Below are 19,032 nucleotides of genomic sequence, written 5' to 3' on the forward strand. Positions count from 1 at the left end.
TCGATCCTGCGGGCGATGCCCCTGGAGGCCCCACAGGGAGAAACTTAGGTAAGGCAAACCTAAGTCCGATCTTCGGTTGCTTGTCAACAGACGGCAAAAAATCCCAACTGACCTGCGGCTTCAGGGGTTTCGGGCATGCCGAGGAGCGGACCGACCGGCCCGCTCCTGGCTGCGACTGCAAACGGCGTAACACGCAGATCAGTTCGGGGCTCCGACCCCGAACCGGACGCTCGATGCGCCCTGTTCACCCCCCACCACGGTCAGTTCGACCGTGTGCTCCCCCTCGAAGGCGTTGGCGTACACCGGGAAGCTGCGCGCGATCCCGCCCCGGGCGTCGGCCACCGCCTGGTAGCGCGTGTCGCCGTCGATGGCGACCAGCACGACCGCGCCGGGCGTGAACCCCTCGCCGGTGACCGTCTGTTCGGCGCCCGCGGTGAGCGCGGCACGGGCCACGGCGACGGTGGGTTTCCCCGGCACGCCCACCTGCGGTTCGGCTTCGGCGCTCGGGGACGCCTGTGGCGACCCGGCACCCTCCGGGGCCGCCGACCCGGCCTCCCCGGACTGCCCGGACTCCCCCGTCCCCGCTGTCACCTCGAGGACGCCGAGCCCGTCCCCGGCCGCGAACTCCGCGCCGCTCCAGGAGGACAGCAGCGCCGCCCCCTCCGCGGTGAGGGACGCCCGCAGCCCGCTCCAGGTCACCGACGTCGCCCGTACGACGGGGTCGGCTCCGGCCGCCGCCACCTCGGCGAGCGCCAGCTCGCGCGCCCGCCCGTCGACCACCGAACGGGCGTACAGGGCGCCCCCGTCACCGGCCAGCCGCAGCCGCAGCCCGGCGAGGACGAGCGGTTGCGACGCCGGGCCCTCGAAGCGGGCCGCGCCGCCCAACTCCAGTTCGGCGGCGCCGGTTTCGGGGTCGGCACCGCCACCGAGGGCCGGGAACGAGGCACGGTCCGCGCTCGCCCGTACGGCAGGCCGCGTGACGTCGAGCGACACACCCCGGCCGGTCAGTCCGGTGCCGGCCGTGGCCCAGCTCGCGGAGCCGCCGGACACCTCCCGCGGCAGCGCCTCCCCCTCGGTCCCGACCTGCGCGGCCGCCGCGGCCGGACAGCACAGCGCGAACAGGGCACCGGCCGCCAGGGCCGCGGCGCCGGGTCTCTTCGCCATCTTCGGTTCTCCCTCCGGTATATGAGGTGGTGTCGGCCTCGGTGACCGAGGTGGTGTCAGCTCGGGTTCGGGACGCTTCCGGTACGGCGCCGGCGCGCCCAGAACCAGACGCCGGCCCCGGCGCCGACCAGCCCGGCGGCGGTGAGCCCGACGGGCAGCGCGAGGTCGGACCCGGTACTGGCCATCGACCCGTCGGCGGCCTCGTCGGCCGCCTTGGTGGTGCCGGACCCCCCGGTCGTGCCGGACCCGGCGGTCGCGTTCGTGCTCGGCGTCGCCGACGCGCCGGAGCCGCCCGTCGCGCCCGAGGCCCCGAAGGTCACCGGGATCCGGACCGTCTGGGTCTGGTCGCCGCCCCGGGTGTGGTCGTTGCGGGTGATGACGGCGCAGGTCACCCCGGCGGCGGCGCAGTCGGTGTCGGCGTCCTTGGCGCGCACCTTGAGCCGCACGCTGAACGTGCCCTTGTGCGCGCTGCCGCCGTACGGCTCGGCCAGTCCCTCGCCGTAGGACGGCGGGTTGGAGGAGACCCACACGGACGCGCCCGACTCACCGGACATGTCGACGCCGCCGACGCAGGGCGTGGGGGTCTTGCCGGCGCCGTTGTCGACGCAGAAGGCGACGTAGATGCCCTTCTCGGTGTTGTAGCCGGAGCCGGTCACGGTGACCGTCTCGCCCGCCGGGTCGAGGCCGGACGACGTGGACACCGTGAGTTTCTGACCCTCGGGACCGGTCGCCGATCCGCCCGCCGCCGCGGCCGGTGAGGCCGCCGGGAGCAGGAGGGCGGACGCCGAGGCGACCGCCAGGAAACAGCCAACTCCGTGGCCGCGCAGGCCACTTGCCGACATCATGGAACACCCCCGCCACGTGAAACTAAGGGAAGGCTAACCTAAACTATTCTCCAACTGTGCACCAGCGGAGCGGAAGGGAAAGGCCATGCGCGTAGCCGGGAGACGCCGGTCCGGAAGATGCCTCGCCGCCCTCGGGCTGGCCCTCGCCGTACTGACGGGGGCCTGCGCGGGAAGCGGCGCGGGAAGCGGGAACGCGAAAGACCCGGACGCGACACCCACGTCCGCGAGCGCGCGGGCCGCCGCCGCGCAGAAACAGCTCGCGAAGAACTCGCTCGTCCCCCTCGAAGGACCGGCCCCCACCCCCGAGCTGCCGGTCACCGTCGACTCCTCCGACGGCCGCCGGGTCACCGTGACGGACGCCTCGCGCATCCTGCCGCTCAACGGGGGCGTGGCGGAGATCGTGTTCACGCTCGGGCTCGGCGACCGGGTCGTCGGCCGGGACATCACGGCCACCTTCGCGGAGGCCAAGAAACTCCCCCAGGTCACCAAGGCACACGACGTGAGCGCCGAGAGCGTGCTGTCGCTGAGGCCGACGGTGGTGCTTGCCGACACGGACACCGGCCCCAAGGAGGCGGTCGAGCAGATCCGGGACGCCGGGATCCCCGTCGTCGTGCTCGACCCGGCGACCAAGCTGTCCGACGTCACCACCCGCACCACCCGCATCGCGCAGGCCCTGGGCGTCCCCGCCGCCGGGAAGGCGCTCGACGCGCGCATGAGCGCCGAACTCGCCGCGGCCCGCGCGGGCGTACCCGAGGACAGCAGGCCCAAGGTCGCGTTCCTCTACATGCGCGGCAGCGCGGCCGTCTATCTGATCGGCGGCAAGGGCTCCGGCGCCGACTCGCTGCTGGCCGCGGCGGGCGCGGAGGACGCGGGCACGGCGGCCGGGCTGGACAAGCCCTTCACCCCCATCACCACCGAGGCGCTCGCCCAGGCACAGCCGGACGTCATCCTGATGATGACCAAGGGCCTGGAGTCGGTCGGCGGCCTCGACGGCCTCCTCCAGATCCCCGGCATCGCCCAGACCCCGGCGGGCATGAACCGCAGGGTCGTCGACATGGAGGACGGCGTGCTGCTGAGCTTCGGCCCCCGCACGCCCCTCGTCATCGACATCCTGGTCGACCGCATCCACCGGGCCTGACCAGGACAGGTCCTAGAACGTGTAGGCGTCGACCTCCGCGAGGTACCGCGCCCGCCGCTCCTCGTCGTCCTCCAGGAAGGAGGCGACGAAGGAGTTGCGGGCCAGCTCGCGCAACCGCTCCTCGCCCAGGCCCAGGGCGGCGCCCACGGCGTCGAAGTTGTCGCCGGCGTACCCGCCGAAGTAGGCGGGGTCGTCGGAGTTGACCGTGCACAGCAGCCCGGCGTCGAGCATGGCGGGCAGCGGGTGGTCGGCGAGGACGTCGACGGTCCGCAGCCGCACGTTGGACAGCGGGCACAGCGTCAGCGGGATCCGCTCCCGCACCAGCCGCTCGACGAGGGCCGGGTCCTCCATGCACCGGAGCCCGTGGTCGACACGCTCCACACCGAGCACGTCCAGGGCCTCGGTGATGTACTCCGGCGGCCCCTCCTCACCGGCGTGCGCGACGCGCCGCAGCCCGAGAGCGGCCGCCGCCTCGTACACCTCGCGGAACTTCACCGGCGGATGCCCGACCTCGGCGGAGTCCAGGCCGACACCGGTGATCCGGTCGAGGTACGGCTTCGCCGCCTCGAGGGTCTCGAGGGCCGACTCGGCGGACTCGTCGCGCAGGAAGCACAGGATCAGCCGGGTCGAGATGCCGTGCTCGGCCTCACTGCCGCCCAGCGCGCGCCACAGCCCGTCCACGACCGTGCCCATGCCGACCCCGCGGGCGAGGTGGGCCTGCGGGTCGAAGAAGATCTCCGCGTGCCGCACGCCCTGCGCGGCGGCCCGCGCGAGGTAGGCGTTCGCGAGGTCCTCGAAGTCGCGCTCGGTGCGCAGGACCGCCATGAGTTCGTAGTACAGGTTCAGGAAGGACTGGAGGTCCTCGAACTGATACGCCTTGCGGAGCTCGTCCGTGTCGGCGTAAGGCAGTGCGACCCCGTTGCGGGCAGCAAGCTCGAAAGCCAGCTCGGGCTCCAGGGTTCCTTCGATGTGCAGGTGCAGTTCAGCTTTGGGGAGGGGCATCAAAGCATCGTACGGCCGCTTTACCGCCGTTTCGGAACCGGCACTCGCAGCAGGTCGTGCGCCACGGTCAGCTCGCCCTCGAACCCGGCCGCCCGCGCCTGCCGCTCGAATTCCTCCGGCTCCGAGTAGCGCTGGCTGAAGTGGGTGAGGACGAGATGCCGCACCCCGGCGTCACGGGCCACCCGGGCAGCCTGACCGGCGGTCAGATGGCCGTGGTCGACGGCGAGTTGCTCGTCCTCGTCGAGGAAGGTCGACTCGATGACGAGCAGGTCGGCGCCGTCGGCGAGCGCGTGCACTCCCTCGCACAGCCGGGTGTCCATGACGAACGCGAACCGCTGCCCGCTCCGCACCTCGCTGACGTCGTCCAGCGACACCCCGCCGATCGAACCCTCCCGCTGGATCCGGCCGACGTCCGGACCCTTGATGCCGTGCGCGGCCAGCCGCTCGGGCAGCATGCGGCGGCCGTCGGGCTCGACGAGCCGGTAGCCGTAGGACTCGACGGGGTGGGAGAGCCTGGCGGCTTCGAGACGGTAGGACGCGCCGGTGGCCAGGACCCCGTCCGCGTCCACCGGGGCCTCGGTGATGCCGACGGTCTCGCGGTAGGCGGTGGAGTAGCGCAGCCGCTCGAAGAAGCGCTGCCCGGAGCGCGGGTAGTGCGCGGTGACCGGGTGCGGGACCTTGTCCAGGTTGATGCGCTGGATGACACCGGCGAGACCGAGCGAGTGGTCGCCGTGGAAGTGCGTGACGCAGATCCGGTTGAGGTCGTGCGCGGCGACCCCGGCACGCAGCATCTGGCGCTGGGTGCCCTCGCCCGGGTCGAAGAGGACGCCCTCGCCGTCCCAGCGCAGCAGGTAGCCGTTGTGGTTGCGATGCCGGGTCGGGACCTGGCTGGCGGTGCCGAGGACCACCAGTTCACGTACGGACACGGCGGCCTATCCGGGAGGCCAGTGCAGGCCGCGGCCGCCGACGACATGCGCGTGGGCGTGCCAGACGGTCTGGCCGGCGCCGGCGCCGGTGTTGAAGACGACCCGGTAGCTCTCCAGCTTGTCCTCGTCCGCGACCGCCTGCGTCTCGCGCAGCACGTCGGCGGCGAGCTCCGGCGCGCCGGCGGCCAGGGCGGCGGCGTCCCGGTAGTGCGCCTTCGGGATCACCAGGACGTGGGTGGGCGCCTGCGGGTTGATGTCCCGGAAGGCGATGGTCGTCTCGGTCTCCCGCACGATCGTCGCCGGGATGTTCCCCGCGACGATCTTGCAGAACAGACAGTCGTCCTGCGGTTCCCCTGCCATGCGGGTTCCTCCTCAGACGGTTGATCAGTACGGGGGCATGGTAGCTGTGAGGGTGCGTTGTTCCAGCCCGTCTGGGGGTCCCCCCTCTGGGGGAGCTTGAGGACGAGGCCGTTCAGGCCGAAGCGGGGGTCCGGGGGCGGCAGCCCCCGGAGACGGTCACCACGACGCCGGGTGAGCTATGACCCGGGCAGCAGCGGAGGCGCCTTCGCCGGGGTCTCCTCAAGTGCGGCCAGCGCCAGCGAGACCGCCTCGTCCAGCTGGACATCCCGCCCGGCCGCGTAGTCCTGAGGAGCACAGACCACCTCGACGTCGGGATCGACACCGTGGTTCTCCACGCCCCACTCGTACCCCTCCAGCCAGAACGCGTACTTGGGCTGCGTGACGAGCGTCCCGTCGACCAACCGGTACCGGCTGTCGATCCCGATCGTCCCGCCCCACGTGCGCGTGCCCACCACCGGCCCGATCCCGAGCGCCTTGATCGCCGCGTTGACGATGTCCCCGTCGGACCCGGAGAACTCGTTGGCGACGGCGACGACGGGCCCCCGGGGCGCGTCCTCCGGATAGCTGGACGCCCGCATCCCGCGCGGCAGGTCCCAGCCGACGATGCGCCGGGCGAGCTTTTCGACGACCAGCTGGGAGGTGTGCCCGCCCCGGTTCTCCCGGACGTCCACGATCAGCCCCTCCCGCGCGACCTCGATCCGCAGGTCACGGTGGATCTGGGCCCACCCGGGCGCCTGCATGTCGGGCACGTGCAGATACCCCAGCCGCCCGCCGGAGGCCTCGTGCACATACGCCCGCCGGTCCGCGACCCACGCGTGGTAGCGCAGCGCCTCCTCGTCCGCGACGGGGACGACGACGGCATGCCGCGGCTCGCCCCCGCCGGACGGCGAGATGGTCAGCTCGACGACCTTGCCCGCGGTGCCGACGAGCAGCGGTCCGGGCCCGGTGACCGGGTCCACCGGCTGCCCGCCGACGGCGACGACGGCGTCACCGGCCCGCACCGCGACGCCGGGCGCGGCGAGCGGGGAGCGCGCGTCGGGGTCGGAGGTCTCCGAGGGCAGGACCCGGTCGATGCGCCAACTGCCGTCCTCATGGCGGGAGATGTCGGCGCCCAGCAGGCCCTGCCGGGCGCCGCCGCCGTGGCCGCCGCGCGGCATGACGTAGGCGTGCGAGGTGCCGAGTTCGCCGTGCACCTCCCACAGCAGGTCGACGAGGTCGTCGTGGGTGGCGAGCCGTTCCAGCACGGGCCGGTAGCGGTCGAGGACGCCGTCCCAGTCGACTCCGCCCAGATCGGGCCGCCAGAAGTTGTCCCGCATGATCCGGCCGGTCTCGTCGTACATCTGCCGCCACTCGGCGGCCGGATCGACGCTGCGGCGGACCCGGCCGAGGTCGACGGTGATGTTGCTGTCGCTGTCCTCGTCGCCTGAGGCGCGGCGGTCGCTGGGGACGACCTTGAGCTTGCCGTCGGTCCACAGCAGCAGCCGCTTGCCGTCGCCGCTGACCTCGAAGCCGTCGGCGTCGGCGGCGAGGTGCTCGATGCGCTGCTGGGCGAGGTCGTAGCGCTCCAGTTCGGTGTGCGGGTCGGGGTCGTCCGGGGTGGCGCGGGAGGCGCCGAGGACACCGCGCACGGGGTGCCGCAGCCACAGCACACCGTCCTTCGCCGCGGCAAGCCCGGAGTACCGGCCGGCCTCGACCGGGAAGGGGACTATCCGGTCGGCGAGGCCCTCGAGGTCGATACGGGTGGTCGGGGTGCCCTCGCTGTCGGGCGTCTCGTCCTTGTCGGGGGCCTCGAAGGGCCTGCCGTGCCGCTGCGGACCGAAGGGGGACGGGGTCGTCGCCGCGAGGGTGATGAGGTGCGGGCGGGCCCCGGCCACGAAGGAGAGGTCGAAGACGTGCTCGTCGTAGACCGGGTCGAAGGCGCGCGTGGAGAGGAACGCGAGGTGCTTGCCGTCGAGGGTGAAGGCGGGCGCGTAGTCCCGGAAGCGCAGCGGGGTCGCCTCGGTGACCGACAGGTCGGTGACGTTGGCGAGCTTGAGCTGGCTGAGCGGGCGCGGCCCTGGGTGCGACCAGGCCAGCCATGCCGAGTCGGGCGAGAAGACCAGGTCGGACACCTCGCCGTCGGGGCTGCTGTCGACCTCGCGGACCTCACCGGTCTCCCGCTCGACGAGCAGCAGCCGCCCGTCGTGCGCGGCGACGGCGGCCCGGCTGCCGTCGGGCGCCATGGCGAGCTCCAGGACCCGCCCGAGCCGTCCGGCGGCGAGCCGGCGCGGAGTGGCGCCGGGGGCCGTCCCGGTGGCCGGGGCGAACTCCAGCGCGTCCTCGCCCTCGGCGTCCGTCACCCACACGACCCACTCCTCGCCCTCCGTGCGGAAGGTGCGCGGCAGCCGGGCCCGGACGCCGGGTTCGGCGGCGAGCGCGCGGGCGGGTCCGGAACGGTGGGTCACCCAGTGGACGGCGCCGCGCACCTCCACGGCGCTGCCCCGCGCGGTGTGGTCGGGCGCGGCCGCGCCCAGCCACCGGGAGGCGGCCACGGGATACGGGCGGCGGTCGGTGCGCTGCCCGCCGAGGCGGACGTCGAGCCGGCGCGGTTCGGCGCCATCGAGGTCGTCGAGGAGCCACAGCTCACCCGCCGACATGTACACGACCCGAGTGCCGTCACCGGCGGCATGCCGGGCGTAGAAACCGTCGAGCGGGGTGTGCCGCCGCAGGTCGGACCCGTCAGCGAGGGACGAGTACAGAGCCCCCGTGCCCTCGTGATCCGACAGGAAGGCGAGGCGCTCGCCCGCCCAGACGGGGTACTCGATGTTGCCGTCCAGCTCCTCGTGCAGCCGGACGAACTCCCCGTCGCCCTCCCGGTCGATCCACAGCTTGCCGGCCGTACCGCCCCGGTAGCGCTTCCAGTGGGCGGCCTCGCGCCCCATCGGCGCGGACAGCACCACGGTGTGCGGGCCGTGCGCGACCGTGCCGACCGGCCCGTACGGCAGGGTCGTCGCCGGTCCGCCGTCGACCGGGACCGCGCGGGCCCAGCTGCGGCGCAGGGTCGCCTGGTCGTAGGTGCTGACGGCGAGGACCCGGCCGTCGGGGGTCCAGCCCCGCACCCGGGTCTGCCGGCTCCCCCAGTACGTCAGCCGGGTCGACGGGCCGCCGTCGACGGGGGCGATGTGCACCTCGGGGGCGCCGTCGCGGGTGGAGGTCCAGGCCACGGTGGTGCCGTCGGGGGAGATGCGCGGCAGGGTGACCGGCACGTTGTCGGCGCTGACCCGCCAGGCGCGGCCGCCGTCGAGGGGGGCCAGCCACACGTCGTCCTCGGCGGCGAAGGCCACCGACTCGCCGTGCAGATGGGGGTATCGGAGGTATGCGGCAGGCGTCGCGGACTGGGTCACCGAATCACTGTATGCAACGGCGGGACCGCAGGTCAGGGGTTTCGATCACTTCTTTCCGCCGCCCCCGTCGCCGTCCCCGCCCACGGTCTCGGTGACGGTGACGGTCACGGTGACCGTCGGCCGGCCACCGGGCCGGTCGGAACCCGACGGCGCGACCGGCGACGGCGTCGCGGACTTGCAGTCGCCGAGCCCGCTCACCCGGAACAACTGCTTCTTGCCGACGACGGCGGTGAGATCCCCGCGCACACAGGCCCCGTCGACCGCCCGCGCGACCTGCCCCTCGACCGTGATGTCCCGCCCGTCGGCGGTCTCCCCCTGGCAGTCCACGGAGGCGACGGTCCCCGCCTTCTCCTGGCCCTCGTAGCGAGCCGTGCAGGTCAGCCAACGCACGTCCACGTCCCGCCGCTGGATCTCGGCTGTCGCGGCCTCGTCGGTGGTGTACGCCACGGACGTGCTGCTCAGCCCGCCCGGCTCGCACGCCACGGCACCGACCGCCGCCACGGCGACCAACGGGAGAAGCCAAATCCGCCTCAATGCCCCCATGGACGGCAGCGTGCCACTCGGGCGGGCGGTGCGGTAGCCCGTATGCGGTCACGTTCCGCGCGGGCCCTACCGTGGACGCATGAGCGACCAGCGCCGCCGGAGAACCCTCGTCGTGGACGAGACGACCACCTATGTGTGGACGGTCCGCCACCGGCACGAGGTCGGAGAGCCCTGCCAGGAGGTCCTCACCCTGCACCGGGACGGCGTGCGCACCCAGTTCATCTTCCGGGGCGGCGAAGGGCGTTACGTGGGTAGCGTCGCCTACGGGCACAGCGGCGGGGTGGGCGACCGCCACCATCACCTCAACCTCCACGAACCCGGTGTGGTGCGCGCCTTCGTCGACGAGGCCGTCAAGCGGGAACTGCTGCCCCTGGACGGCGAGTTGGACGGCTGGGAGCTGTTCACCGCGGTCGCGCTCAGCCGCGCAGCAGCAGCCACTCCTGAAGTTCCACCAGATTGCCCTCCGGGTCCTTGAGGTGGGCCACGCGCATCCGGTCGCCCATCGGGGCGGGGCCGTGGATCAGAGTGGCGCCGCGGGCGGTGATCCGCGCGCACATGGCGTCCAGGTCGTCGACGCGCAGCGCCACCAGGGAGCGGTGACCGTTCGCCGTGTCGCCCAGTTCACCGAGCACCTCCGCCATCATCGCCCGGTCCTGGATGGCTATCCCCGTCGAACCGGTGGCGGGAGAGAACTTCTCGTACGGTCCCCGCTCCGCCCCCGACTGCGGCTTGAGGCCGAGGACGTCGGCGTAGAAGCGGTAGCAGACCGCGAAGTCGGTGACCAGCAGCCTTACCTGGACGAATTCCACGATGTCCTCCCGGAGGGCGGGCGGGGTCAGGACCAGCGACCGGTCCTGCCCAGGATCAGGGACGCGGCCGCCGTGCCGGCGGTCGAGGTGCGCAGGACGCTCCGCCCGAGCCGGTACGCCTTCGCGCCCGCCTCCGCGAAGAGCGCCAACTCGTCCGGCGAGACGCCCCCTTCGGGGCCCACGACGAGCACGATCTCGCCCGTGGTGGGCAGTGCGGCGGTGGCCAGGGGCTCGCTGCCGTAGTCACGGTCCTCGTGCAGGACGGCGGCGAAGTCCGCGCGGGCGAGAACCTCCGCCACCTGCCGGGACGTCGACGCGTCGGCGACCTCGGGGAAGCGGACCCGACGGGACTGCTTGCCGGCCTCACGGGCGGTGGCCCGCCACTTGGCGAGCGCCTTCGCGCCGCGCTCGCCCTTCCACTGGGTGATGCAGCGCGCGGCCGCCCACGGCACGATCGCGTCGACGCCGGTCTCGGTCATCGTCTCGACGGCCAGCTCGCCCCGGTCGCCCTTCGGCAGCGCCTGGACGACGGTGATCCGGGGCGCCTCGGCGGGCTCCTCGATCACCTCTCCCAGGCTCACCACCAGCCGGTCCTTGCCCTCGACGGCGACGACCTCGCCCCGCGCCCAGCGTCCGGCGCCGTCGGTGAGGACGACCTCCTCGCCGGTCCGCAGCCGCTTCACGGAGACGGCATGCCGGCCCTCGGGGCCGTCCAGCACGAACGCGCACCGGGAGGCCGGGAGTTCGTCGACGACGAAGACGGGCGCCGTCACGAGGCACCGCCCTCACGGGCCTGGAAATCCGACAACGCTGTCCGCGCCTCGGCGATTTCGGACACCAGGACCTCCACCAGCTGCCCGGCGGGCAGCTCGCGGGCCAGCCGGTGTCCCTGTCCCGCCCACAGCGCCATGCCCTGCGCGTCGCCCGCCTTGGCGGCCGCCTTGCGCAGCGGCGAGGTGAGGTGGTGGACCTCCGGGTAGGCGGCGGGCGCGTACGGGCCGTGCTCGCGCAGGAAGCGGTTGACCAGGCCGCGGGCCGGGCGGCCGGAGAAGGCACGGGTCAGCTCGGTGCGTACGAAGAGGGGGTTGGTCAGCGCCTGCTTGTGCACGGCGTGCGCGCCGGACTCGGGTGTGACGAGGAACGCGGTCCCCAGCTGGGCGGCGTCGGCACCGGCCGCGAGGGCCGCGGCGATCTGGCTGCCGCGCATGAGCCCGCCCGCGGCGACGATCGGCAGGTTCACGGACTCGCGGACCTGGGCGATCAGCGCGAGCAGCCCGATGCCGGAGCGGTCGTTCTCCGGGTTGTCCCTGTGGGTGCCCTGGTGGCCGCCGGCCTCCACACCCTGCACGATCACCGCGGCCGCGCCGGCCCGTTCCACCGCGCGGGCCTCCGCGGCGGTGGTCGCCGTGACCAGGGTGAACGTTCCCGCGCGCCGCAGGGAGTCCAGCACCTCGGCGCTCGGGATGCCGAAGTGGAACGAGACCACCGCCACCGGGTTGTCCAGCAGCACCGCGAGCTTGGCGTCGTAGCCGTCGTCGCGGCCGCTGTCCGGGTCGCCCAGCTCGGTCTCGTACCAGGCGGCCTCACCGGCCAGCTGGTGGGCGTAGACCTCGACGGCGCCCGTCTCCGCATACTCGGGCTGCGGCATGAAGAGGTTCACGCCGAAGGGGCGGGAGGTGAGGCTCCGCAGCTGCTTGATCTCCTGGTACAGGCCGTCGGCCGTCTTGTACCCGGCGGCCAGGAACCCGAGCCCGCCCGCCTCGCACACGGCGGCCACGAGCCGCGGGACGGAGACACCGCCCGCCATGGGGGCCTGCACGATCGGATACGGGAAGAGATCGGTCAGTGCGGAGGACATGACGGCATGTTGTCACGTCCTCCGAACAAGTCCGAATCGACCCTTCCCATGGGCACGTGCTGTCACCTGCCGACAGATCCAGCCCGTCCTGCGATCGAGGACGAGGCCCGTTCAGGGCCGATACGGGGGTCTGGGGGCGCAGCCCCCAGGGACGGGAAAGGGAAGGGGCGGCGGGGGCGAGAAGGCCCCCGCACACCCACCGTCACCGCCCGTTGAACGCGTCCTTCAGCCGGGAGAACAACCCCTGCTGCCCGGGCTGGAACTGCCCGGTGGGCCGCTCCTCACCCCGCAGCTTGGCCAGCTCGCGCAGCACCCGCTCCTGCTCGGGGTCGAGCTTGCTCGGCGTCTGCACCTCGACATGCACGATGAGGTCACCACGCCCCCCGCCCCGCAGATGCGTGACACCCCGGCCGTGCAACGGGATCGACTGGCCGGACTGGGTACCGGGCCGGATGTCGACCTCCTCCAGCCCGTCCAGCGTCTCCAGCGGCACCTTGGTGCCGAGCGCCGCCGCCGTCATCGGCAGCGTCACCGTGCAGTGCAGGTCGTCGCCGCGCCGCTGGAACTGCGCGTGCGGCAGCTCGTGGATCTCGACGTACAGGTCACCGGCGGGGCCGCCGCCGGGGCCGACCTCGCCCTCGCCCGCGAGCTGGATCCGGGTGCCGTTGTCGACACCGGCCGGGATCTTCACCGTCAGGGTGCGGCGCGAGCGCACGCGCCCGTCGCCCGCGCACTCCGGGCACGGGGTCGGCACGACGGTGCCGAAGCCCTGGCACTGCGGACACGGCCGCGAGGTCATGACCTGCCCGAGGAAGGACCGCGTCACCTGCGACACCTCGCCGCGGCCGCGGCACATGTCACACGTCTGCGCGCTGGTGCCGGGGGCCGCGCCCTCGCCACTGCACGTCGTGCAGACGATCGCCGTGTCGACCTGGAGGTCCTTGGTCGTGCCGAAGGCCGCCTCCTCGAGGTCGATCTCCAGCCGGATCATCGCGTCCTGGCCGCGCCGGGTGCGCGAGCGCGGACCGCGCTGCGACGCCGTACCGAAGAACGCGTCCATGATGTCCGAGAAGTTCCCGAAGCCGCCCGCGCCGAAGCCGCCCGCGCCTCCGCCGCCCGACTGCGACAGCGGGTCGCCGCCGAGGTCGTAGACCTGCTTCTTCTGCGGGTCCGACAACACCTCGTAGGCGGCGTTGATCTCCTTGAACCGTTCCTGGGTCTTCGGGTCCGGGTTGACGTCCGGGTGCAGCTCGCGCGCGAGCCGCCGGAAGGCCTTCTTGATCTCTTCCTGCGACGCATCACGGCGCACGCCGAGAACGGCGTAGTAGTCCGTGGCCACTTACGACTCCGCCAGGATCTGTCCGACGTACCGTGCCACCGCTCGTACCGCTCCCATCGTTCCCGGGTAATCCATGCGGGTCGGTCCGACCACGCCCAGCTTGGCGACTGCCTCGCCGCCCGAACCGTAGCCGACCGACACCACCGAAGTGGAGTTGAGTCCCTCATAGGCGTTCTCGTGACCGATGCGTACGGTCATGCCCGAATCCCCCGCCTCGCCAAGGAGCTTGAGGAGCACGACCTGCTCCTCCAGTGCCTCCAGGACGGGCCGGATGGTGAGGGGAAAGTCATGTCCGAAGCGGGTGAGATTGGCGGTACCGCCGATCATCAGCCGCTCCTCGTTCTCCTCGACGAGCGTCTCCAGCAGAGTGGAGAGCACCGTCGTGACCGTGCCGCGGTCCTCGGTCTCGAAAGCATCCGGCAGATCCTCCACCAGATGCGGCACGTCCGCGAACCGACGGCCCGCGACCCGGCTGTTGAGCCGCGCGCGTAGATCCGCCAGCGAGGCCTCCCCGAAGGGTGCCGGGCAGTCCACCATCCGCTGCTCGACCCGCCCGGTGTCCGTGATCAGCACGAGCATCAGGCGTGCGGGCGCGAGCGAGAGAAGCTCCACGTGCCGCACGGTCGAGCGGGTCAGCGAGGGGTACTGCACCACGGCGACCTGCCGGGTGAGCTGCGCGAGCAGCCGTACGGTCCTGGCCACGACGTCGTCGAGGTCGACGGCGCCGTCGAGGAAGTTCTGGATGGCCCGCCGCTCGGGACCGGTCATCGGCTTGACGCCGGCCAGCTTGTCGACGAACAGCCGGTAGCCCTTGTCCGTGGGGATCCGCCCCGCACTGGTGTGCGGCTGGGCGATGTACCCCTCGTCCTCCAGGGCGGCCATGTCGTTGCGGACCGTCGCCGGGGACACGCCGAGGCTGTGCCGCTCGGTGAGCGCCTTCGACCCCACGGGTTCCTCGGTGCCGACGTAGTCCTGGACGATGGCGCGCAGCACCTGGAGCCTGCGTTCACTCAGCATCGCGCGCACACCTCCAGCAGTCGTCCCCAGTCCCCTGGGCGCCTCGTCTGGCACTCTTCACATCCGAGTGCCAGCGTTCCCCGGCCCAGTGTACGGCTGTGGGGTACACCCGGGGCAAGGTCGGCCCCCGGCTCAGCGTCGTAGGGCTAGCGTCGCGGTATGACGGTGACTTGGGAAGAGCTCGGGTGGGAGCGGGTCGCGGCCGGGGTGGGACGCGTACGGCTGCCGGGCTGGGACTGCACGGCGGGGCTGGTCGTCGGGACGGGCGCGGTACTGATGATCGACGCGGGGTCGAGCCTGGCCGAGGGGGTGCGGCTGCGGACGTGGGCCGAGGAACTCACCGGCTCGCGTGTGACCCATCTCGCGCTCACCCACCCCCACTTCGACCATGTGTTCGGGGCGGCGGCGTTCGCGGGCGCGGAGGTCTTCGGGGCGGTGGGCGTGGACACCGTGCCGGCCGAGGAACTGCGGGCGGACGCGGTGCGCAACGGTCTCGACGGGACGGCGGCGACGGAGGCCGCGGACACGCTCGTCCGGCCCCGGCACCTCGTCTCCGGTGAGTGGACCCTCGACCTGGGCGGCGGCCGGCAGGTCCTGCTGGCGAACGTCGGCCCCGCTCACACCGCCCACGACCTGGCGGTCCTGGTCCCCGGCAGGCCCGAGACGGTGTTCTGCGGCGACCTCGTCGAGGAGTCCGGCGAGCCGCAGGCCGGCCCCGACGCCGTACCGTCCCACTGGCCCGCCGCCCTCGACCGCCTCCTCGAACTCGGCGGCGAGGACGCGCTGTACGTGCCCGGTCACGGGGCGGTGGTGGACGCGGCGTTCGTCCGGGCGCAACGGGACGCGCTGGCGGCCCGTTTCGGCGTGTCGCGCTGATCGTGTGTCCCTCGGCCCGGCGCTTCTCCTATCGTCATGCGAATGCGCCAGTACTCCGCCGACCTGACCCCTCCCTGGAAGCGGCCGAAACCGGTCCCCGAGGTCCCGGCGGAGGCCGGGCTGGTGGTGGAGGAGCCCGGCACCGGGTTCTGCGGGGCGGTGATCCGCTGCGAGGCGGGCACGGTGACCCTGGAGGACCGCTACGGCAAGCACCGCGTGTTCCCGCTGGAGCCGCGCGGCTTCCTGCTGGAGGGCAGGGTCGTGACCCTCGTACGGCCTGCGTCCGGCGGTCCCGTACGTCCCACCCGTACCGCCTCCGGTTCGGTCGCCGTCCCCGGGGCGCGCGCGCGTGTGGCCCGCGCCGGCCGCATCTACGTCGAGGGCCGGCACGACGCCGAGCTGGTCGAGAAGGTGTGGGGCGACGATCTGCGCGTCGAGGGCGTGGTCGTGGAGTACCTGGAGGGCGTGGACGGCCTGCCGGCGATCGTCGCCGAGTTCGCGCCGGGACCCGACGCGAAGCTGGGCGTCCTGGTGGACCACCTCGTCCCCGGCACGAAGGAGTGGCGCATCGCCCGGTCGGTCACGAGCGAGCACGCCCTGGTCGTCGGCCACCCGTACATCGACATCTGGGAGGCCGTGAAGCCGTCGTCCGTCGGGATCGAGGCCTGGCCCCGGGTACCGCACGGCCAGGACTGGAAGACGGGCGTGTGCCGGGCCCTGGGCTGGCCGGAGAACACCGGGGCGGTCTGGCAGGCGATCCTGAAGCGGGTGGGCTCCTACAAGGACCTCGAACCGGAGCTGCTGGGGCGGGTCGAGGAACTGATCGACTTCGTGACGACGCCCTGAGTCGCGAGGCTCGGGGGTCGGGGCTCGGGGCAGCCGGAGCAACCGGGGCTCGGGGGGCAGCCGGACCAGCCGGGGCTCGGGGGCAGCCGGGGCTCAGGGGCAGCCGGAGCAACCGGGGCTCGGGGGGCAGCCGGAGCAACCGGGGCTCGGGGGGCAGCCGGAGCAACCGGGGCTCGGGGGGCAGCCGGACCAGCCGGGGCTCGGGGGGCAGCCGGACCAGCCGGGGCTCAGTCCACCAGGTCCCGCACCACCGCGTCCGCCAGCAGCCGCCCGCGCAGGGTGAGCACGGCACGCCCCTCGTCGTAGGGGCCGCGGTCGAGCAGGCCGTCCGCCAGGGCCCGCCGCGACGCCGCGAGCCCCTCCGGTCGCAGCAGGTCCAGCGGTACGCCCTCCCGCAGCCGCAGCTCCAGCAGGATCCGCTCCACCCGGCGGTCCTCGGCCGGCAGCAGCTCGCGTCCGGCCCCCGGCGACCGTCCGGCCGCCAGCGCCGCCGCGTACGCCCCGGGGTGCTTCACGTTCCACCAGCGGACGCCGCCCACGTGCGAGTGCGCTCCCGGGCCCGCGCCCCACCAGTCGGCGCCACGCCAGTACAGCTCGTTGTGCAGGCAGCGGGCCGCCTCGGAGGTGGCCCAGTTGGACACCTCGTACCACTCGTAGCCCGCCGCGGCGAGCGTCTCCTCGGCGATCAGGTACCGGTCGGCGTGGACGTCGTCGTCGGTCATCGGGACCTCGCCCCGGCGGATCCGGCGGGCGAGCTGGGTGCCCTCCTCGACGATCAGGGCGTACGCCGAGACGTGATCGGGGCCGGCGCCCAGGGCCGCGTCCAGCGAGGCCCGCCAGTCTTCGTCCGACTCGCCCGGGGTGCCGTAGATCAGGTCCAGGTTGACGTGGTCGAAGCCCGCCGCCCGGGCCTCCGCCACGCAGCGCTCGGGCCGGCCGGGGGTGTGCGTGCGGTCGAGCACCTTCAGCACGTGCTGCCTGGCGCTCTGCATGCCGAAGGAGATCCGGTTGAAGCCGCCCTCGCGGAGGGTGGTCAGGTAGGCGGGGTCGACGGACTCCGGGTTCGCCTCGGTCGTCACCTCCGCGTCCGCCGCCAGCCCGAACTCGTCACGGATCGCGCCCAGCATCCGTACCAGGTCGGAGGCGGCCAGCAGGGTCGGCGTGCCGCCGCCGACGAAGACCGTGCGGACCTCGCGCAGGTCGTCGCCGAGGACCTTGCGGGCCAGCCGGACCTCGTCGATCAGGGTGTCGGCGTAGTTGTCGCGGGAGGCGAGCACTCCGCCGGTGCCGCGCAGCTCGGTGGCGGTGTAGGTGTTGAAGTCGCAGTAGCCGCAGCGGGTCGCGCAGTACGGGACGTGCAGATAGAACCCGAGGGGGCGGTCGGCGGCGCCGGCGAGCGCGTGCGGGGGGAGCGCGCCGTCGTCGGGGACCGGCTCACCGTCGGGAAGTGCGGAAGGCATGTCGTCCATTGTCCCGCACGCCCGACCCCACCCCGGATGCCCGCCAACCCGCCCCCACCCACCGGCCCGGTACGGGGTGCCGACTGCCGGGCGGGCGCCGGGACGCCAGGCAGGCACCGGATACCAGGCGGGCGCCGGATACCAGGCAGGCACCGGACGCCAGGCAGGCACCGGATACCGGGCAGGCGCCGGACGCCAGGCAGGCACCGGATACCGGGCCGGGCCGGGGCCCGACGCCAGGCCGATGCCCGACGCCAGGCCGGGGCCCGACGCCAGGCCGGGGCCGGACGCCGCGGGGCGCTCAGCCCAGCAGCTCCGCGCCCAGCGGTCGTCCCGCTCGCGCGCCCGGCAGGATGTATGCCATCGCCGAGCCCCGGGCCTCGGCGAATCCGCTCAGCTCGTCCTGCGCCGCCATCCGGCGCTGCACCCGTGCGAAGAGCGTGGGGTCCCGCATGAACGCGAGGAACAGCATGCCCTGGTCGCTGGGGCCGTCGGCGTAGGAGTAACCGCGGCGCAGCATCCGGGCCCCCGCGTCGAGGCGGGGACTGACGGCCCGGACGTGGGAGCGCGGCGGGGCGGCGTCCTCAGGGCCTCCGGCCGACGGACCGGCCGACGGACCGGCGTCCAGCGGGCCGCCGGTCGAGCGGTCGCGGCCGATGATCTCCTCCTGGCGGTGGACGGCGAGCCGCGCGAAGTCCTCGAGGCGCAGGTGGACTCGTCGTACGACGAGGTAGGTGGCGTTGCCCGACCACACCCAGCGTTCGCACTCCTCGGGGGTCGGGTTGGCGGGCCCGTCCTGGAAGCCGAGCAGATTGCGCGGGGTGGTGCCGCCGTCGGGGGACGGAGGCAGGAACCCGTCCTGCCGCCAGCGCGGGTACAGGGTCTCCCCGGCCAGCCGGGTCAGGGTCGCGGCGATCGCCTCGGTGGCGTCCGCGGTGTCGGCGCAGAGCTGCACCAGCAGATCGCCGCCGCAGCGGTCGGGGTCGAGGCGGTCACCGGTGAAGGCGGGCAGGTCACGCAGGGCGGCCGGGGCCCGCAGACCGAGGCGCGCGGGGAGGGCGGGGCCGATACCGACGGTGACGGTGAGGCGGGCGGCGCGCGAGCTGTCCGACTCCAGCGTCTCGGCGAGGGCGTGCGTCCACGCCCCGAGCACTGCCTTCAGCGCACGCCCGCCCGCCGCGCCGCGCAGGGCGGGGTCGAGGTCGTACGCCAGGAGCAGCGCCGTGGCCTGCCGCGGGGTCGTCACCCCGGCCTGGCGCAGGCCGTGGAAGCCGGGCCCGCGGGCGTCCTCGGGCGGATCGGCGCCACGGGTACAGGCGGTCACGGTCAGCCCCAGCCCCGCGCCGGCGATCAGGACGCGTCGGCGGGTGGGCGTTTCAGATGCGGCATTCGTCGCCTTCGGCACGAACCGGACCATACATCCGCAGACCCGACCACCTGGTTTCCCCCGCCCCACCCGACACCGC

18 protein-coding genes are annotated in these 19,032 nt (G+C 73.4%); 4 read left to right on the forward strand and 14 right to left on the reverse strand.

The window, feature by feature from the left end:
• Window positions 1-198 precede the first annotated feature (198 nt).
• Both G9272_RS15800 and G9272_RS15805 read right to left on the reverse strand, forming a co-directional pair.
• A complete protein-coding gene (locus tag G9272_RS15800) occupies window positions 199-1,164 on the reverse strand; it encodes an HtaA domain-containing protein (protein WP_171397179.1) in 966 nt (321 codons plus the stop codon).
• A 56-nt stretch (window positions 1,165-1,220) separates the two neighbouring features.
• Window positions 1,221-2,009, reverse strand: a complete 789-nt coding sequence (locus G9272_RS15805; RefSeq protein ID WP_253267820.1) for a hypothetical protein — start codon at window positions 2,007-2,009, stop codon at window positions 1,221-1,223.
• A gap of 85 nt (window positions 2,010-2,094) precedes the next feature.
• On the opposite strand from G9272_RS15805, the gene G9272_RS15810 reads away from it, so the two are divergent.
• Window positions 2,095-3,147, forward strand: coding sequence for a heme/hemin ABC transporter substrate-binding protein (locus tag G9272_RS15810; RefSeq protein ID WP_171397180.1), 1,053 nt, complete (start codon window positions 2,095-2,097; stop codon window positions 3,145-3,147).
• Between the two features lie 12 nt (window positions 3,148-3,159).
• Here G9272_RS15810 and G9272_RS15815 read toward each other — a convergent pair whose 3' ends face one another.
• From G9272_RS15815 to G9272_RS15835, 5 genes are all read right to left on the reverse strand, one after another.
• The gene (locus G9272_RS15815; RefSeq protein WP_171397181.1) at window positions 3,160-4,149 is read right to left on the reverse strand and encodes an adenosine deaminase; all 990 of its coding nucleotides are present in this window, start codon (window positions 4,147-4,149) and stop codon (window positions 3,160-3,162) included.
• 20 nt (window positions 4,150-4,169) lie between these two features.
• Complete coding sequence (locus G9272_RS15820; protein ID WP_171397182.1) at window positions 4,170-5,075, reverse strand: ribonuclease Z; 906 nt, start codon at window positions 5,073-5,075, stop codon at window positions 4,170-4,172.
• 6 nt (window positions 5,076-5,081) lie between these two features.
• Window positions 5,082-5,435 (reverse strand): histidine triad nucleotide-binding protein, encoded by a 354-nt coding sequence (locus G9272_RS15825; protein WP_054244874.1) that lies wholly within the window; start codon window positions 5,433-5,435, stop codon window positions 5,082-5,084.
• Window positions 5,436-5,611: 176 nt separating this feature from the next.
• Window positions 5,612-8,818 carry a S41 family peptidase gene (locus G9272_RS15830; protein WP_171397183.1) on the reverse strand — a complete coding sequence of 1,069 codons (3,207 nt, stop codon included), beginning with the start codon at window positions 8,816-8,818 and terminating at the stop codon, window positions 5,612-5,614.
• 45 nt (window positions 8,819-8,863) lie between these two features.
• The gene (locus tag G9272_RS15835; RefSeq protein ID WP_171397184.1) at window positions 8,864-9,361 is read right to left on the reverse strand and encodes a hypothetical protein; all 498 of its coding nucleotides are present in this window, start codon (window positions 9,359-9,361) and stop codon (window positions 8,864-8,866) included.
• 79 nt (window positions 9,362-9,440) lie between these two features.
• On the opposite strand from G9272_RS15835, the gene G9272_RS15840 reads away from it, so the two are divergent.
• On the forward strand, window positions 9,441-9,836 hold the full coding sequence (locus tag G9272_RS15840) for a hypothetical protein (protein ID WP_171397185.1): 396 nt from the start codon (window positions 9,441-9,443) through the stop codon (window positions 9,834-9,836).
• On the opposite strand, the gene G9272_RS15845 is transcribed toward G9272_RS15840, so the two are convergent.
• The 5 genes from G9272_RS15845 to hrcA form a co-directional block, all read right to left on the reverse strand.
• Complete coding sequence (locus G9272_RS15845; protein ID WP_171397186.1) at window positions 9,778-10,170, reverse strand: VOC family protein; 393 nt, start codon at window positions 10,168-10,170, stop codon at window positions 9,778-9,780. The genes G9272_RS15840 and G9272_RS15845 overlap by 59 nt on opposite strands.
• A 26-nt stretch (window positions 10,171-10,196) precedes the next feature.
• Window positions 10,197-10,943, reverse strand: a complete 747-nt coding sequence (locus tag G9272_RS15850; RefSeq protein ID WP_171397187.1) for a 16S rRNA (uracil(1498)-N(3))-methyltransferase — start codon at window positions 10,941-10,943, stop codon at window positions 10,197-10,199.
• Window positions 10,940-12,028, reverse strand: a complete 1,089-nt coding sequence (locus G9272_RS15855) for a nitronate monooxygenase (protein WP_171397188.1) — start codon at window positions 12,026-12,028, stop codon at window positions 10,940-10,942. Before G9272_RS15855 ends, G9272_RS15850 begins: the two co-directional genes overlap by 4 nt.
• Window positions 12,029-12,230: 202 nt before the next feature.
• On the reverse strand, window positions 12,231-13,367 hold the full coding sequence (gene dnaJ, locus G9272_RS15860) for a molecular chaperone DnaJ (RefSeq protein ID WP_020127760.1): 1,137 nt from the start codon (window positions 13,365-13,367) through the stop codon (window positions 12,231-12,233).
• A complete protein-coding gene (gene hrcA, locus G9272_RS15865) occupies window positions 13,368-14,384 on the reverse strand; it encodes a heat-inducible transcriptional repressor HrcA (RefSeq protein ID WP_020127761.1) in 1,017 nt (338 codons plus the stop codon).
• Window positions 14,385-14,543: 159 nt separating this feature from the next.
• On the opposite strand from hrcA, the gene G9272_RS15870 reads away from it, so the two are divergent.
• Together G9272_RS15870 and G9272_RS15875 are read left to right on the forward strand one after the other, a co-directional pair.
• Complete coding sequence (locus G9272_RS15870; protein WP_171397189.1) at window positions 14,544-15,260, forward strand: MBL fold metallo-hydrolase; 717 nt, start codon at window positions 14,544-14,546, stop codon at window positions 15,258-15,260.
• A gap of 42 nt (window positions 15,261-15,302) precedes the next feature.
• On the forward strand, window positions 15,303-16,106 hold the full coding sequence (locus tag G9272_RS15875) for a DUF3097 domain-containing protein (RefSeq protein WP_171397190.1): 804 nt from the start codon (window positions 15,303-15,305) through the stop codon (window positions 16,104-16,106).
• Window positions 16,107-16,333: 227 nt separating this feature from the next.
• On the opposite strand, the gene hemW is transcribed toward G9272_RS15875, so the two are convergent.
• Both hemW and G9272_RS15885 read right to left on the reverse strand, forming a co-directional pair.
• Window positions 16,334-17,566 (reverse strand): radical SAM family heme chaperone HemW, encoded by a 1,233-nt coding sequence (hemW, locus tag G9272_RS15880; protein ID WP_171397191.1) that lies wholly within the window; start codon window positions 17,564-17,566, stop codon window positions 16,334-16,336.
• Window positions 17,567-17,867: 301 nt separating this feature from the next.
• Complete coding sequence (locus G9272_RS15885; protein ID WP_253267821.1) at window positions 17,868-18,971, reverse strand: Dyp-type peroxidase; 1,104 nt, start codon at window positions 18,969-18,971, stop codon at window positions 17,868-17,870.
• Window positions 18,972-19,032 lie beyond the last annotated feature (61 nt).

The organism is Streptomyces asoensis (genome assembly GCF_013085465.1).
Taxonomy (GTDB): domain Bacteria; phylum Actinomycetota; class Actinomycetes; order Streptomycetales; family Streptomycetaceae; genus Streptomyces; species Streptomyces cacaoi_A.

What these genes read in the sequence shown, in the direction of transcription:
- hemW (WP_171397191.1), bottom strand. Translation starts at nt 17,566, where the DNA reads ATGCCTTCCGCACTTCCCGACGGTGAGCCGGTCCCCGACGACGGCGCG.
- G9272_RS15855 (WP_171397188.1), bottom strand. Translation starts at nt 12,028, where the DNA reads ATGTCCTCCGCACTGACCGATCTCTTCCCGTATCCGATCGTGCAGGCC.
- hrcA (WP_020127761.1), bottom strand. Translation starts at nt 14,384, where the DNA reads ATGCTGAGTGAACGCAGGCTCCAGGTGCTGCGCGCCATCGTCCAGGAC.
- G9272_RS15870 (WP_171397189.1), top strand. Translation starts at nt 14,544, where the DNA reads ATGACGGTGACTTGGGAAGAGCTCGGGTGGGAGCGGGTCGCGGCCGGG.
- G9272_RS15805 (WP_253267820.1), bottom strand. Translation starts at nt 2,009, where the DNA reads ATGATGTCGGCAAGTGGCCTGCGCGGCCACGGAGTTGGCTGTTTCCTG.
- G9272_RS15810 (WP_171397180.1), top strand. Translation starts at nt 2,095, where the DNA reads ATGCGCGTAGCCGGGAGACGCCGGTCCGGAAGATGCCTCGCCGCCCTC.
- G9272_RS15840 (WP_171397185.1), top strand. Translation starts at nt 9,441, where the DNA reads ATGAGCGACCAGCGCCGCCGGAGAACCCTCGTCGTGGACGAGACGACC.
- G9272_RS15875 (WP_171397190.1), top strand. Translation starts at nt 15,303, where the DNA reads ATGCGCCAGTACTCCGCCGACCTGACCCCTCCCTGGAAGCGGCCGAAA.
- G9272_RS15815 (WP_171397181.1), bottom strand. Translation starts at nt 4,149, where the DNA reads ATGCCCCTCCCCAAAGCTGAACTGCACCTGCACATCGAAGGAACCCTG.
- G9272_RS15835 (WP_171397184.1), bottom strand. Translation starts at nt 9,361, where the DNA reads ATGGGGGCATTGAGGCGGATTTGGCTTCTCCCGTTGGTCGCCGTGGCG.
- G9272_RS15800 (WP_171397179.1), bottom strand. Translation starts at nt 1,164, where the DNA reads ATGGCGAAGAGACCCGGCGCCGCGGCCCTGGCGGCCGGTGCCCTGTTC.
- G9272_RS15825 (WP_054244874.1), bottom strand. Translation starts at nt 5,435, where the DNA reads ATGGCAGGGGAACCGCAGGACGACTGTCTGTTCTGCAAGATCGTCGCG.